This is a genomic window from Hymenobacter cheonanensis (genome assembly GCF_030581075.1).
Classification (GTDB): domain Bacteria; phylum Bacteroidota; class Bacteroidia; order Cytophagales; family Hymenobacteraceae; genus Hymenobacter.
Genome location: NZ_JAUQSW010000001.1, coordinates 494,464 through 508,907, shown reverse-complemented (window position 1 = coordinate 508,907; position 14,444 = coordinate 494,464). Strand labels below are relative to the sequence as shown.

11 protein-coding genes are annotated in these 14,444 nt (G+C 63.6%); 3 read left to right on the top strand and 8 right to left on the bottom strand.

Annotated features, from left to right (window positions below; translation table 11 throughout):
* The first annotated feature begins 168 nt into the window (after nt 1–168).
* A complete protein-coding gene (locus tag Q5H89_RS02200) occupies nt 169–1,368 on the top strand; it encodes a T9SS type A sorting domain-containing protein (RefSeq protein ID WP_305017655.1) in 1,200 nt (399 codons plus the stop codon).
* Nucleotides 1,369–1,442: 74 nt separating this feature from the next.
* Here Q5H89_RS02200 and Q5H89_RS02195 read toward each other — a convergent pair whose 3' ends face one another.
* From Q5H89_RS02195 to Q5H89_RS02180, 4 genes are all read right to left on the bottom strand, one after another.
* Nucleotides 1,443–3,185 carry a glycosyl hydrolase 53 family protein gene (locus Q5H89_RS02195; protein ID WP_305017654.1) on the bottom strand — a complete coding sequence of 581 codons (1,743 nt, stop codon included), beginning with the start codon at nt 3,183–3,185 and terminating at the stop codon, nt 1,443–1,445.
* A gap of 102 nt (nt 3,186–3,287) precedes the next feature.
* Nucleotides 3,288–5,879: a membrane or secreted protein gene (locus Q5H89_RS02190; RefSeq protein ID WP_305017653.1), complete on the bottom strand. Its 2,592-nt coding sequence runs from the start codon at nt 5,877–5,879 to the stop codon at nt 3,288–3,290.
* A 161-nt stretch (nt 5,880–6,040) separates the two neighbouring features.
* Nucleotides 6,041–6,892 (bottom strand): N-acetylglucosamine kinase, encoded by an 852-nt coding sequence (locus Q5H89_RS02185; RefSeq protein ID WP_305017652.1) that lies wholly within the window; start codon nt 6,890–6,892, stop codon nt 6,041–6,043.
* 151 nt (nt 6,893–7,043) lie between these two features.
* Nucleotides 7,044–8,546, bottom strand: a complete 1,503-nt coding sequence (locus Q5H89_RS02180) for a DNA integrity scanning protein DisA nucleotide-binding domain protein (RefSeq protein ID WP_305017651.1) — start codon at nt 8,544–8,546, stop codon at nt 7,044–7,046.
* Between the two features lie 219 nt (nt 8,547–8,765).
* Between Q5H89_RS02180 and Q5H89_RS02175 the strand changes: the two genes are divergently transcribed.
* The gene (locus tag Q5H89_RS02175) at nt 8,766–9,023 is read left to right on the top strand and encodes a hypothetical protein (RefSeq protein ID WP_305017650.1); all 258 of its coding nucleotides are present in this window, start codon (nt 8,766–8,768) and stop codon (nt 9,021–9,023) included.
* Between the two features lie 65 nt (nt 9,024–9,088).
* On the opposite strand, the gene Q5H89_RS02170 is transcribed toward Q5H89_RS02175, so the two are convergent.
* Both Q5H89_RS02170 and Q5H89_RS02165 read right to left on the bottom strand, forming a co-directional pair.
* Complete coding sequence (locus Q5H89_RS02170) at nt 9,089–9,433, bottom strand: DUF3140 domain-containing protein (RefSeq protein ID WP_305017649.1); 345 nt, start codon at nt 9,431–9,433, stop codon at nt 9,089–9,091.
* Nucleotides 9,434–9,612: 179 nt separating this feature from the next.
* Nucleotides 9,613–10,839 (bottom strand): BaiN/RdsA family NAD(P)/FAD-dependent oxidoreductase, encoded by a 1,227-nt coding sequence (locus tag Q5H89_RS02165; protein ID WP_305017648.1) that lies wholly within the window; start codon nt 10,837–10,839, stop codon nt 9,613–9,615.
* A gap of 62 nt (nt 10,840–10,901) precedes the next feature.
* Here Q5H89_RS02165 and Q5H89_RS02160 point away from each other — a divergent pair, with 62 nt between their 5' ends.
* Nucleotides 10,902–12,104, top strand: coding sequence for a hypothetical protein (locus tag Q5H89_RS02160; protein ID WP_305017647.1), 1,203 nt, complete (start codon nt 10,902–10,904; stop codon nt 12,102–12,104).
* Nucleotides 12,105–12,132: 28 nt separating this feature from the next.
* Here the strand turns inward: Q5H89_RS02160 and Q5H89_RS02155 are convergent, their stop codons facing one another.
* Entirely contained in the window at nt 12,133–12,498 is a 366-nt protein-coding gene (locus tag Q5H89_RS02155) for a four helix bundle protein (RefSeq protein WP_305017646.1), read from the bottom strand.
* 27 nt (nt 12,499–12,525) lie between these two features.
* Nucleotides 12,526–14,316, bottom strand: coding sequence for a chloride channel protein (locus Q5H89_RS02150; RefSeq protein WP_305017645.1), 1,791 nt, complete (start codon nt 14,314–14,316; stop codon nt 12,526–12,528).
* Nucleotides 14,317–14,444 lie beyond the last annotated feature (128 nt).

Below are 14,444 nucleotides of genomic sequence, written 5' to 3'. Positions count from 1 at the left end.
TTTTTTGGGGCAAAAGGGGTCTTAACGTAACAGCTGAAAAATATTGTGCGTAGTACCAGCATTATTCAGCTAATTTTTAGCGTGTTTTTAATACATTTACCTCGCTGAGTGACACTTGCGGTTGCTCGCCTCCGGTCCGTCTTTTACCCACCCTTTTTTTTCAGTTTCATGAAAAAACTATTTACTCTCGCCGCTGCCGGCTCGCTGGCGGTGGCTTCGCTCAGCGCCCAGGCGCAGGTAACGGTTGATGGCCAGTTGACGGCCGCCGAAGTAAGTACCGCCAACTACACGCTGGTGGGCCGCTACACCGGCACGCACGGTTTTGCACCCTCGGCCACCAACTCGGCGGGCGTGCTAGCCCTCTACGCCGCCGCCGATGCCAACAACATCTACTTTTTTCTGGTAGCCACGCTGCAAAATGATGGCAGCCCGGCCACCATCTCCAACTCGCTGCAACTGCTGGTGGCCCGCCCCGGCGTAACGGGCGTGCCCGTGGGCACAGCCCTGCCCAAGCCAACTGCCTCTACCACGTCGTTCCAGGGCTTCGCGCCCTACCTCGAATTGCCGGGCGATATGGGCATCGGCATCAAGGGCAACGGCACGGCCGCACAATACCAGGTCGATGGCGTGGTGTACGCGGGCGGCACTACGCCCACGGCTACGGCCGCCGTGCTGAGCGGCACCACGGGCGTGGCCGCAACCGGCGCCACGGCCTCCATTACGGGCCAAACGGGTAGCCTCACGGTGTTCAACGGTGCCCAGGTGGCCTACCGCACGGCTACCAGCCTCAATACCAACCCCGGCTACGGCACCAACGGCGCCGGCGCGGTGCCTGCCTACGGCCTCGAAGTGGCCCTGAGCCGCGCTTCGCTAGGCCTGCCTACGGCGGGCGGGGCCGTGCAGGTATTCGCGCTACAGAATAATGGCGGCGGCGACTACGTATCGAGCGATTTCATTCCGCAAAACACGGCGGCGCTGCCCGCTTCCTTCACGGCGGCGCCGAACCTGGGCGCTAACCCCGATTTCCGGCTGGTGCCCGGCACGCAGGCCGCTACCGTCAACGTGGGAGCCACTACCGGCGTCACGCTGGCTAACCGCGCCAGCGCTGCCGAGCTAGCCCTGGGCGTGTATCCCAACCCCGTACGCGGCGCCTCCACGGTAACCTATAAGGTGGCCGACCGGGCTAGCAACGTCAACATCGTGCTTACCGACCTGCTGGGCCGCACCGTGCGCACCGTCGAAAACGGCCTCAAGCCCGTGGGCACCCAAACCGCACCCGTAGATGCCGACGCCCTGGCCGCCGGTACCTACCTGATGCGCGTGCAGGTGGGCGACAAGGTTTCGACCAGCAAAGTATCGGTGCTCTAAGCACCGGAAGCTGCCCAAAAAAGCCCCCGCTGCGTTGGCAGCGGGGGCTTTTTTGCGTTGGGCTAAGCGGCGGGCTAGGGCTTCACCACGCGCTGGGTGCTCGTGTAGCCATCGGCCGTGAGCTGCACCAGGTACACGCCGGCCGGCAGGCTATCGAGCGAGCCCAGAGCCAGGCTGTGCGCACCGGCGGGGGCTAGCGGTAGGTCGGCCAGGGTGCGCAGGCGCTGGCCGGTGAGGCTGAGCAGCGCCACCTGCACGGCGCAGGGCCGCGCCAGCGCGTAGCGCAGCGCCAGCGGGCCGGCGGCCGGGTTGGGGTACAGCTGCGGGGCGCCGGCCAGGCTAGCGGGGGCGGCCGTGGCCAGCACGGTAGCCACCAGCTCCACATCGTCGAGGTTGCAGTAGTTGCCGGCGCCGGCTACCGAGCGCAGGCCGATTTCGCACTGCCCGTTGGCCACCACAATGCCCGGCACGCTCAGCTGCTGCCAAGTGCCGGTGGGCACGGCGCGGGCCTGCTCTGCGGTGCCCGAGCGGCCGTAGAGCTGGCAGGTAGTCTGGCCGCCGCCGCTCTGCACCCAGGCGCGCAGCGTGTAGGTGCCATTGGGTAAATTGCTGATAACCTGCGAGGTAGTAACGCTGTAAGCCGTGGCCTTGTAGTGCGTAAGCTGAAACTGCCCGCTGTGGCCGGGGCCCTCGGTTTTGTCGGCGTCCGCATCGGCGGTCGAGGTAGTAGTCCAGCCCAGCGGGTTTTGGGTGGCGGCCGTGTACTCGAAGCCGGGGTTGTTGACCAGCGGCGGGGTGGGGGCGGGCAAAAAGCCATCCAGGGCGGCCGTAGCGCGGCCATCGGTGCCCCAGGCCCCCAGCGTGTAGCCCTTCCAGTTATAAGCCTCAGGCTCCCAATAGATTACCCCTAGCCCTTTGCTGCCGGGCACGGCCTGGGTTTTGGCAATGAGGTCGAGCAGCATCTGGCGGGTGGCGATGGGCACGTAGTTGGCTAGCCCGGTTTCGACCACCATCACTTCCTTGCCGGGGTAGCGGCTCACCATGTCGTTCATGTTAGCCTGGGCCTGGGCGGTGAAGGTCGGCCAGGTATCGGCGTCGGGGTAGAGCGAGAGGCCGATGACATCCCAATTGGCGTTGTTGGCCTTGAGGCCGTCGAAGTAGTAGCGAAAGGCGCCGTTGTCCTGGCCGTTGGCAAAGTGCACGATGACTTTGCTTGTGGGGCTCACGGCCTTCACCGCCGCGTAGCCCTGGTTGATGAAGGCCGAGAAATTGGCGAAGCCGTTCACCGTGAGGCGGCCTTCGGGCCACAGCATACCGTCGTTGGTTTCGTTGCCCACCTGCACCCACTCGGGCGTGATGCCGTTGGTTTTCAAGAGGGTAAGTACGCTGCTGGTGTGGTCGTACACGGCCTGCTTGAGCTGGTCCAGGGTGTAGGCTTGCCAGGCGGCGGGCTTGGTTTGCTTGCCGGGGTCGGCAAAGTCGTCGCTGTAGTGAAAGTCGATGAGCAGGCGGTAGCCCAGGGCCTGGGCGCGCTGGGCCTTGGCCAGCACATCGGTGGCGTTGTTGTAGCCGCCGGGTGGGTTCACCCACACCCGCAGCCGAATGGTATTCAACGCATAGTCATTTTTGAGCAGCGCAAACAGGTCCTGCTGCGCGCCGGCCTTGTTGTAAAACTTGTAGTTGCTGGCCTCCATCTCGGTCACCCAGCTGATGTCGGCGCCCTTGGCAAAGGCGGGGGTGGTTTGGGCGGCGGCCGGCCGCCAGCTGGCGGCTAGCAGCACCAACAGCCAGGCGGCTAAACGAGTAGAAATGGACATACTAAAAAGAAAAAAGATGACTGAAAAAAGTGAACATTAAGTAGTAAATAAGTTACTGTAAAATAGTGTATTATTTATGAACATCTGTCGAATCAAGCCAGATTATTGCAGCTCTACCGACTCCACATCGACCCGCAGCGGCTCGGTGAGACCCGCCGGCTGGTCAAGTACTATTTGTAGCACTTCTACCTCACCCAGGCGGAAGGCCGGGGCGCCCGGCGCCGCGTAGGTCAGCGGCAGAAAGCCGGGGTAGGGCCGGGGCGTGAGCAGCAGCGGCGCCGGCCGCAGCGCGCCCAGCGGCACCCGTACCGCGCCCCCGGCGGCGGGCAGCGGCACGGCGGCCTCATAGGCTACCGCGTCGCGCGTTACGAGCACCACCCGCAGCCGGGTAGCGCCGGGCTGGCTGCTCTGGGCTTTGAAAACCAACTCTTTGAAGCTTGCTAAATCGACCACCCGGCCGGCTGTTTTAGAACCTAAGTAAGCGCGGAGCGCAGCGGCCGGGCTAGCCGCGGGGGCCGGCGAGCCGGCCTTGGGCGGGTTGGCCACCAGGCGCAAGGCTAGCGCGCCACTGGCCGTGGTGGGGTAGTCAATCCAGTTGGCTTCGCCCAGGCCCTTGGCTTCTACCGCATCGCGGTCGAGGGCGGCGGTGAAGAGGGGCAGCGGCGCCGTGGCCGCCACCAGCGGCACTTGCCAGGGCGCGGCGACGGGCGCAAAATCCCAGTCGCGCGGGGCGCCCGGCTGCCCACCAGGAAAAGTGAGCGCCGGCTGGCCGGCCCGTTTCAGCACCACCCAGTAGCGCAGCAGGCCGGGGTAGGTGAGGGCGGCGGGCACGCTGGCCGCCCAGGTATTGGCGTGGCTGGGCGTAGGCTGCATGGGCAGGCTGCGCGTGGGGCCGTAGTAGTGCTGGGCCACCAGCAGCACGCTATCCAGGGGGCTAGCCCCGGCCACTGTGGCCGTGATGGCCAGCGGCTGCCCGGCCGTGGCCTGGGCCACCGGCAGGTGCCGCACCTGCGGCGCGCCCGCCGTGGCGGGCGGGGCCACAAACTCGCCTAGCCGGCGCGGGCCAACAATCGATTGTGCTGTCCAGGCGCGGCTGTCTTTGCCGGCCTTCGTAAGCAGGTAGGCGCCGGGACGCACCAGCAGCTGGCCGCCGCTGGCCTGGGCACTGGCGGTGTTGCCATCGTTCAGGCCGCTGAATTGAAAATCAGTTCCTAAGTCGGCCAATGCCAGCGTGAGCGGCTGCTCATTCCACACTATGCGCGTCACAGCCTTGCTGAGTGAAACCGTGGCAAACGGGTCGCTCACGGGCACGGCATCGGGCATTATCTCCAGGCGCCACACGCCGGGGGCTAGCTGGTCGAGAAAGTAGGCGCCGCTGCCGCCGTACTGCACCACCCGCGACGAGCCCACGCCCGCCACGTGCCGCAACGCGGCTGGCTTCACTGGATTATCGTTTGTGTTGCCGGTGTAAAAAAACTCGCCCGGCGCGTTCCACTGGCTTAGCTGGCGGCGGTAGCTCACCAGGGCTGCCCCGAAAACCGAGTCGGCCGGGTAGCTCGGCACCGCCTGCCCGCGCGGTTGCGCGTGAAACACCCGGCTGGCAATTAGCATACTCAGCGCCTTGGCCGGCGTGTAGGCCAGGTTGAGGTAGTGCGTCTGGTACTCGGTATTGGCAAAGGCAATGCCCAGCGGGTCGTAGGCAAACTGCGTGGCCCACTGAAAGCCCGCCGCCCGAAAGCTGCGCGCCATGCTCGGGTACATAATGGGCTGCAACACGTCGGCCGATTCAAACTCGTAAACCATCTTGGCCCGGGTGTCAAAGCGCTTGTCGCCGCGGTACGGCAGCGGGTACTGGTCCACGTAGGGCAGGAAATTGCCCTTTAGCTCGTGGCCGCTCACCAGGCTCTCGGGGTACCATTGAAAGCTGACGCCCTGCACGTTGGCATCCAGAATAGCGTCCTTAACCGCCGGGCTTTCCGCAATGTTGTAGAAAATGGGTTTGGCGTAGCCGGTGGCGCGCATGGCCGCCACCATGCGGTTGGCAAAGCTCAAGACCGGGGCTAGCGGCAGCTGGTAGTTGGGCTCGTTGCAGACCTCGTAGGCGATAATGTCGGGGTCCTGGCGGTTCAGCAGGCCGGTGTACTGGTTGCGGTGGTTGAGAAACTGCCCCAGGTAGTTTTCCTGCGCCCGAATGGCCCGCGGGTTGGTGTAGGCCGCCCGCTTGTCGTAGAGGCTCGAAAAGCCCCGGCCGGTATTAGTGGGCTCGGGGTAGGCATTGCCCCAGTAGGCAATGGGCGTGAGAATAATCTTGATGCCCCGCGCTTTTAGCTTGGAAATCAAGTAGTCGAGCAGCCGCAGGTGGTCGTTTGGCTGCAAGTTGCCGAGCGTGTCGGTAATCTCGATGTCCCATACGTGCAGCCGAAACGCATCGAGCCCCAGCCGGCTCAGGTGGTACACGTCCTGGTCGATGGCGTCTTCGTGCTTGAGGCCCTGTCGGGCCAGCGCCCGGTACGAGTAGGCAAACGGCGCGGTGTAGTTCACGCCAAATAGCGCCACCTCGCGCCTGGTATTCTGCCAGCGCAGCACGCCCCTGGCATCCACAAACACGTCGCCAGTGGGCGGCTTAGCGGGCGCCTGGGCCCTGGCGGTGAGGGCGAGCAGCAGCGCGGTAAGTGGTGAGAATAGATGCTTCATACGAAAACGTCATAAAAGACAAAATAACAACGTCCGTCATGCTGAGCTTGCCGAAGCATATTGGCTGGTTACGTGCGGATTACTATTCCAACGGACCAGCCAAGATGCTTCGGCAAGCTCATCATGACGGACGGATTTTAGGGTTAATTCAAGGCCTGGGGCTAGCCCGCGTGCTCGTGAAAGCTCACCAAATCGTCGATGGGCGAGCGGATAATCTTGCCCACCTGCATGCCGTGGCTGTTGGCCACCTGCGTAAGGGCATCGCGGAAATTGTAGCCGACCGAGCCAATGCAATTAAACGTCAGGCTCTGATAATCAGGATAGTGTAGTACCAGGTTCTGGAAGAAGGCTTCGAAGGCCTCCACCACAATCTGGCGGCAGTAGCTCACGTTGTTGTGGTCGTAGCAAAACTTGGCGAAGCTGGCCAGGAAGCGGTTGGGCAGCGGCTGGTTGTAGAGCCGGTCAATAATGTCGTTGCGGGTGCCGAGGTTGTATTCCTCCTTCAGGGCCTCGCCCAGGCCGTCGGGCAGCAGGCCGCGCAGGTAGTCGCGCAGCAGGCGCTTGCCCAAAAAGGAGCCGCTGCCCTCATCGCCCAGGAAGTAGCCCAGCGAGTCCACGTTGTAGGTGATTTTCTGGCCGTCGTAGATGCACGAGTTGGTGCCCGTGCCCAGGATGGCCGCAAAGCCCGGCTGGTGGCCTAGCAGCGCGCGGGCGGCGGCCAGCAGGTCCTCGGTCACCTCCACTTTGGTGGCGTTGGGAAACTGGTGGCGCAGGGCGGCGGCAATCACCTCGGCCTTGGCGGGGCTCGACACGCCGGCGCCATAAAAATAGACCTCGCGCACGGCCGCCTGGGGCAGCGTATCGGGCAGGTTGATGGCGAGCGAGGCAACGATATCCTGCGTATCCACAAAGTCGGGGTTGTAGCCTTCCGTGTTGAAGTACACGCGCTGGCCCGCGTCGGAGAGCTGGCACCAGCTGGTTTTGGTCGAGCCGCCGTCGGCAATAAGTATCATAGTGGTGAAGGGAAAAGCTGGGGGCGAAGCTGCGAAATTAGCGCCCGGCCGGCTAAGCCCGCATCAGAAAGCCAGGCAAATAGTAAAGATGGCGCGGGGCGCTGCCCCACACCATCTTCCGCATCCGTTCAGCGTTCGGGCAAAAGCCGCCCTAGCGGGCGGCCGCATTTACGACCGGCACCGGCACGGCACTGTGCTGAGGCGAGGGCAGCAGGTCAATCCAGCCATCTTCGCTCACCACAATGGCCAGGCAGGGGTAGGGCGAGGAACTGGTATAGCGCACGGCCGAGTTGTAGCGCGCGCCCCGGCTGCTGTCGCCCTTTTCGGTGGCCTGTCCGTCCAGAATTACCCCAATGGCGTAGCACACGCCGCTAGGCTCGATGAGCACCGCGCCGTCGATGCTGCTGGCCTGGCGCAGCACGGGCGGCGTCATGGGCCGGGGCACCACCCGAAAGCACTGGCGGCGCAGGCGCTCGGCCTCGGGCTTGGCCCCGGCCGTGATGCAGAGCATAGTGCCGTGGCTCTGGTTGGAGGCTTCGAGGGCCAGCTCCCAGAGGTATTCCACGTTGTTGTCGTCAATCTCCGGAAAAACCTGCCGGATGACGCGGGCAAAATTATCGGCCTGCACCTTGCCCTGGGGCAGGCGCGGCGTGTTGCTCACCACCCGCATGAGGGTGTGGCCGGCGTGGCGCAGCTCCCAGCCGTAGTGGTTGGTGAAGTGCACGGTGGCCAGCGGCTCGTACTGCGGCGAGGTTTCGGCCACCGGGTGGCCTAGCCCAAATACGTGCGCCGCATCCGACACCAGGCCGGTGGCGCCCTCCGTCAGCTCCAGCAGCTTGCGGATGGAGCGGTGGTCGCGCAGCGGCACGGGGGTTTCCAGCGTCAGCACCGGCATAATGGCCGGGTGCTGGCGGCGGCCCAGCAGCATGGTGCCGCGGCCCTCATCGCCCTCGTGGCGCAGGGCGGCCACGCCCAGGCAGGCATCATACAGGCCGTGGGCGCTGCCGGGCGAAATGCGCAGCATGAGGCGCCGGCCGGCGCCGCGCAGCACCTCGTTGTAGTCACGGTCCAGCACCGGCTGCTCGTTGTCGGCGGTGTCGGCCTCGCGCAGGGCGCGGGTGCACTCGTGCAAAAACTCCAGCACCGCCGCGTGCGGCAGCGAGCACGGCCGGTTGGGCCCCGGCTTGCCGGGCAGCGTGTAATAGGAATTGTAGGTATCGGCCGCGAGCTGAATAACGACCACCACCAGGTAGCCGTTGAGGCTGAGCGGCGTAGAGCAGAAGCAGCGGCGGTTTTCGCCGCGTCGCGCCACTATTTCCTGCAAGGTTTGGTCGGTGGCTTTGCACACCAGCTCGTACCAATGCTGCTTTTCCATGCGGTCGTGGTCCTGCGGGTGCAGGTGGTACACGTTGTCGCGCGGGCTCAGGTCGCCGGCCTCAAACGAGGCAGCCAGCGTTTTGATAGTGCCAAACTCGGACGGTGAGTAGCGCAGGCTGGTGGGTTCTACCACCACGCTCTGCGGGTCGTCTTCCTCGCGGCCCGAAGCCAGGCCCAGCAAAAAAACCTCAGGCCGCAGATTGCGGTCGAGCAAATTAAAAATACCTTCGGCAAAGAGCTGAGCCGAAACGCGAAACAAGCTTTGGTGTTCCCACATAGGTGGCAGTCGGGGGGCGATGGGGCGATGGCCGCCAGGGCCGAAAGCGCCGCCCACGCGTACGTAGGCAGCATTGGCTAGCCCTTCATACGTAAAAATCCAATTAATAGCCATGCCCGGCCAGCCGGCCGCAGCACTTTTTCCTAACTTCACCGTAACTTCGGGTTGCTGACCTCAGCCGCGGTCCTGTCGCCCTTTCACCACCCCTAGCCCCAGCCTATGCTCTTCGTCGACATGCTTTTGGTGATGGTCGTGGCGCTGTCCTTCATCCCCATCATGACGGGCTATTGCGCCGCCTCGCGCGGGCGCTCGTTCTGGTTATGGTTTGCGCTGGGCTGGCTCCTGCCCATCGTGTCATTCCTGCTGCTTTTCGCCCTCATTGCCCGCGATGAGCTAGACCCCGGCCGCCAGCTGGTGCGCGAGGCCAGAAACCTCCTCAAAGAGGCCGAGCAAAAAGCGCTGCAAAACCGCAGCTAGGCCACCTGGCTGTACTGAAGCCCGAATGCCGCGGGCGCTTGCGCAAGGGCGCACCACGCCTATGCCTACTTCTTCAGCGGGTCGTGGCCCCAGTTCATGAGCGAGTAGCGCCAGCGTGAGGTGGGGATGTCCTTTTTGTCGTCGGGCCCCTGGGCCGAGTGGCGGCTCACGTAGCTGTGCACCTTGTGCATGTGGGCCTCGTCGTCGGGCGTGAGGTCGGCCTTTTTCTTGTGCAGAATCTTGATAATGTGCTCGCCCGAGTGGTGGCCGATGCTTTCGCCATCGCCGCTGGCCTGGCCCACCGACTTCGACTCGTCGGTTTTGAGCCATTTCTCCAGCTCACTGGCCGTCATGTTCACATCATGTTTGAAAGTGGTGTAGATATCGTCGGAACCGGAAGCCGCTGCCATACTTAAGTAGGTTGAGTGAGAAGATGCCGGGTTTACTGCAAGTGGCACTGGCTGGTTGCCCCGCAGAAGCTTCGCGCTCCTGCGGGGCAACCAACATTTGGGGCCAGATGACCCCAGCGCGAGTTGCTCGCTCCGCTCGCACGCAGCTCAGAAGCTGCGCGCTACTTCTGAGCTGCGCGCTACCTGCCTAGCCACTGGCGCACGCCCGCCGCCGCCCAGGCCCCGGTGCTGAAGCAGCCTTGCAGCAGGTAGCCGCCGGTGGGCGCCTCCCAATCCAGCATTTCGCCGGCCACAAAGGTGCCGGCGCCGCGCCGCAGCATCAGATTTTCAGTCACTTCCGAAAATGGCACGCCGCCCGCCGATGAAATAGCCTCGGCCAGCGTCCGCAGGCCCGCCACTGCAATAGGCAGCGCCGTGAGGCTAGCCCCCAGGTCGGCGCCCGGGGCCGCCAGCTCGCGCAGCAGCGTGGGCACCGGCGCCTTCAGGCCGAGAGCGCCGGCCAGAAAAGCGGCGAGCGAAGTGCCCGGCCGGCGCTGGGCCAGGCGGCGCGCCAGCTCGGCGGGCGCCAGGTCGGGCTTCAGGTTGAGGTGCAGGCTAGCGAGGCCGCCCGCCGCCAGGGCCGTCCGCAGGGCGGGCGTAAGGGCATATACGGGCGTGCCTTCGAGGCCGTAATCGGTGAGCATAAGTTCGCCGCGCACCGTGTGCTCGCCGCAGCTCAGGGCAATATTTTTGAGCGGGGCGCGGCCTACCTTCTCTTTGAAAAAGACCGACCATGCCACCTCGGCGCCGCAGTTGGCCGGCTGCCAGGGCTGGCAGGCCACGCCGAGGCCAGCCAGCAGCGGCACCCAGTGGCCGTCGGAGCCGGTTTGGGGCCAGCTGGCGCCGCCCAGCGCCAGCACGGTAGCAGCGGGCTCCAGGGTAAATTCCTCGCCCGAAGCCTCATTTAATAACCGCAGCCCCGCTTCGCCCGCGAAGCCCAGCCAGCGGTGCCGCACGTTAATTTCCACCCCTAGCTCGCCCAGCCGGCGCAGCCAGGCGCGCAGCAGGTCGGCGGGCTTGTGCCGGGCCTCGGGAAATACGCGCCCGCTGGTGCCCACGAAGGTGGCGATGCCCAGGTCGGCGGCCCAGCGGCGTAGGTCGCCGGGGGAGAAGTGGGCGAGCAAGCCCCGAAAAAATGCGCTGGCGCCGCCGTAGCGGCCGGCAAAAGCCGCCGCATCCTCGCCATTGGTGAGGTTGAAGCCGCCGTGGCCGGCCACCAGAAACTTGCGGCCCACGGTGGCTTTCTGCTCAAAAACCCGCACCCGCAGCCCGGCCTCGGCCAGGCGCTGGGCGGCCAGCAGGCCGGCCGGGCCACCGCCCACTATCGCCACGAGCGGCGCGGCCGAAAGAGAAGAATCAGGCTTCACGCCCCAAAGCTAGGCCCGCCGCCCCGGCAACGGCTCGCCGAGCGGGCCCGTACCCTAGGGGCATGACTTCTTATGGTATCCTCATTGGCCTGAGCCTGGCCGTTATTTTATCCTACCTGTTTAACCTGGCCTCGCGCGCCACGCGGGTGCCGTCGGTGCTGCTGCTGCTGCTCACCGGCATCGGGCTGCGGCAGTGGGCCGAGTACCGGGGCGTCGACTTTCACGTGCCCAAGACCCTGCTGGAAATATTCGGCATTATCGGTCTGATAATGATAGTGTTGGAAGGCGCCCTGGACTTGCGCCTGAGCCGCGATAAAGTGCCGCTCATCCGGCGCTCGTTTCTGGCGGCGCTCGTCATGCTCATGGCCCAGGCCGCCGCCATTGGCGGGCTGCTGCACCTGTGGCTAGGGGCCAGCTGGCAAACCAGCCTGCTCAATGCCGTGCCCTTAGTGGTGATTAGCAGCGCCATTGCCATCCCGAGCGTGGCCAACCTCACGGGCGAAAAGCAGGAGTTTATCGTCTACGAAAGCACGTTTTCCGATATTCTGGGCATCATGCTTTTCAATTTTGTGGACCAGGAAGACTTTTATCAGGGCCAGGGCCTGCTCACATTCGGGCGCGGCGTGCTGCTGATTGTGCTCGTGGCCGTGTTCAGCACCGTGATACTGAGCTTTTTGCTGGGCCGCCTGCGCGAGCACGTTAAGTTTTTCCTGCTCTTTGCCTTCCTGATTCTTATTTACAGCCTGGCCAAGCAGCTCCACCTCTCGTCGCTGCTGCTCGTGCTGGCCTTCGGACTAGCCGTGAATAATGCCGACCTGCTGCTGGGCTGGCTGCGGCTGCGCACCGGCTGGCGCAGCTTCACGGCCGCCGACCTGGCGCCCGACCTGCACCAGCTCAAAAGCATCACCGCCGAGTCGGCGTTTCTCATCCGCACGTTCTTCTTTTTGCTCTTCGGCTACTCCATCACCCTGGCTAACCTCATCAGCTGGCAGCTGCTGGGCCAGGGCGTGCTGATAGTGGCCGTGCTCACGACGCTTCGCTTTCTGTATCTGCGCTTTGTGGCGCGCACCGACCTGCTGCCCGAGCTGTTTATCGCGCCCAAGGGCCTTATCACGGTGCTGCTTTTTTACAGCATTCCGGCCCAGCACGTGCTTGGCGACGTGAGCGAGAATATCCTGTTCGTCGTCATTCTGCTCACCAGTGTGCTGATGATGGTGGGGCTGATAATCAGCCACCAAAAACCCACGGCGGCCATCGAGTTTTGATTAATTGTCAATGGTGAATTATTAATGGTTAATTTTTTAGAGAGCTTTTGGCAGTCTTTATGATGGCCGTTAAAATCTTGAGGAGTTCAATGGCATCAGCTTGCAGACCAGCGGCTTGGGATGGGGTGAGATAATCGGTGCTAGCCAGCAAAGCGAGCCAGTACACGCTTTCATTTATTTCTTTTTGGGCGATGGATAATTTGTGGATAAAATCTGCTCTAGTTTGTGCGTGTTCAGCCTCCCGCACCATTGCACCTACTGAAGTACCACTCCGCAGTAGCTGTTTGGAAAGAATGTATTCCTGCTTTCGAGCTACCAAGTATTGGTAAAGCCGCACCACACGCACCGCAAAAGCAAAGCTTTTATCCTTTAGAATATTCTCTTTGCTACCCATTAACAATTAATAATTAACCACTAACAATTAAACCTGGCCTTCCTCAATCAGCTCGCGGCGGTACCTGGCCAGGATGGCCGACTTTGTGATGAAGCCCAGGTAGTTGCCCTCGTCGTCGCACACGGGCAGGGCGGTGCTGTCGGTGCGCTCCAGCAGGTCGAGGCAGTGTTCTACGCTGTCGGTAGCGTGAATGACGGCCACCGGCCGCTGCATCAGCTCGCTTACCTTGGTGGTGGTGTAGTGGGCGCCGTCGAAAAGTGTGTCGCGCACCATATCGAGGCTGATGACGCCGCGCAGCAGCCCGCTTTTGCCCACCACCGGAAACACGTTGCGGTGCGCGTGCCGAAACACCTCTACCAGCTCGCCGAGGGTGGCGCTGGGGCGCAGGGTCAGAAAATCGGTATCGAGCAGGCGGTGCAGGTCGAGGCGCGAGAGCAGGTCGCGGTCGCGGTTGGCGTACACATCCACGCCTTTCTGCGTCAGCTTGCGGGTGTATACCGAGTAGGGCTCGAAGTGCTTGGTAATGAGGTACGAAAAGCTCGTGACGAACATCAGCGGTACAAACAGCGCGTAGCCGCCCGTGATTTCGGCAATCAAAAAGATGGCCGTGAGCGGCGCGTGCACCACGCCCGCCAGCACGCCGGCCATGCCCAGCACCACAAAATGCACCTCCGGAATGGCCACCAGCCCCGTCAAATTCACGAGGCGCGCGAAGAGGAAGCCGCCCAGCGCCCCCGCCACCAGCGACGAGCCAAACATGCCGCCGTTGCCGCCCGCGCCCACGGTTATGCTCGTGGCCACCACCTTCATCATCATCGTGAAAAATACCAGGATGAGCAGCAGCCACACGTTGTTGTCGCCGTACACCGAAAACAGGCTGTCGTCGGTGAGGGCCTGGGCGTTGCCGGCCAGCAGCTTTTCCACCACCGTGGTGTAGCCCTCGCCGTAGAGCGGCGGAAACAGAAAAATGAGCAGGCCCAGCGCCGTGCCGCCCAGCAGCACCTTCTGCCAGCGCAGCCCCGGCCAGCGGTCCCAAAAGTGGTCGAACCAGTGGTAGGTCCGAATCATGTATACCGACAGCAGGGCCATCAGCAGCCCTAGCACGGCATAAAACGGCACCGTGTTGACCACCCATGAGTTGGTAATGAGCGCAAATGGCTGGCCCGCGTACAAGGCCTTCGACACCACCGTGGCCGTGGCCGAGGAGATGAGCAGCGGAATAAAATACTGGGCCGGCAGCTCCAGCAAAATGGCTTCTACCGCAAACAGCACGCCCGCAATGGGCGCGTTAAAGATGGCTGCCACGCCCGCCGCCGCCCCGCAGCCCGTGAGCAGGCGCCGCCGCCGCCGCCCCGCCCGCAGCACCCTGGCCGCGTTGGAGCCAATGGCCGCGCCCGTGACCGAAATCGGCGCCTCGGTGCCCGCCGACCCGCCAAACGACACCGTAAGAAATGCCGTAATCAGCTGCGAGTACAGCTTGGAGCGCGGCACAATGGCGTTTTCGCGGGCTGTGTTATAAATAATGGGCCCGATGCCCCGGCCAAGATTGCCCCCTAGCAAATACTTGGTAACGAGCACCGTGAGCGTGATGCCGATGATGGGGTAAATGGACAGCGCAAATACCCGGTTGGGCTCCGTTACGGCCGAGGCCAGCCGGGCCTGCTGCCAGTGCACGGCCGTTTTGAGGGCCACCGCGGCTAGCCCCGCCAGCACGCCCACCAGCCCCGCCAGCCACACCACGTACACGCGCTCGCTCACGTGGCGCAGGCGCCACAACAGAAACGGGTTGAGCAGGCGGTGGACTAGGCTTTTCTGCATGAGAACGTAGGGCATTGCCAGAGTGTGCCTGTCATTGCGAGGAGGAACGACGAAGCAATCGCATCAAGACGAGTTGCTCGGGTGCCATTCAGGTGCGATTGCTTCGTCGTTCCTCCTCGCAATGACAA

Coding starts and splice junctions, on each gene's coding strand:
- Q5H89_RS02200 (WP_305017655.1), top strand. CDS start 169: ATGAAAAAACTATTTACTCTCGCCGCTGCCGGCTCGCTGGCGGTGGCT.
- Q5H89_RS02195 (WP_305017654.1), bottom strand. CDS start 3,185: ATGTCCATTTCTACTCGTTTAGCCGCCTGGCTGTTGGTGCTGCTAGCC.
- Q5H89_RS02190 (WP_305017653.1), bottom strand. CDS start 5,879: ATGAAGCATCTATTCTCACCACTTACCGCGCTGCTGCTCGCCCTCACC.
- Q5H89_RS02185 (WP_305017652.1), bottom strand. CDS start 6,892: ATGATACTTATTGCCGACGGCGGCTCGACCAAAACCAGCTGGTGCCAG.
- Q5H89_RS02180 (WP_305017651.1), bottom strand. CDS start 8,546: ATGTGGGAACACCAAAGCTTGTTTCGCGTTTCGGCTCAGCTCTTTGCC.
- Q5H89_RS02175 (WP_305017650.1), top strand. CDS start 8,766: ATGCTCTTCGTCGACATGCTTTTGGTGATGGTCGTGGCGCTGTCCTTC.
- Q5H89_RS02170 (WP_305017649.1), bottom strand. CDS start 9,433: ATGGCAGCGGCTTCCGGTTCCGACGATATCTACACCACTTTCAAACAT.
- Q5H89_RS02160 (WP_305017647.1), top strand. CDS start 10,902: ATGACTTCTTATGGTATCCTCATTGGCCTGAGCCTGGCCGTTATTTTA.
- Q5H89_RS02155 (WP_305017646.1), bottom strand. CDS start 12,498: ATGGGTAGCAAAGAGAATATTCTAAAGGATAAAAGCTTTGCTTTTGCG.
- Q5H89_RS02150 (WP_305017645.1), bottom strand. CDS start 14,316: ATGCAGAAAAGCCTAGTCCACCGCCTGCTCAACCCGTTTCTGTTGTGG.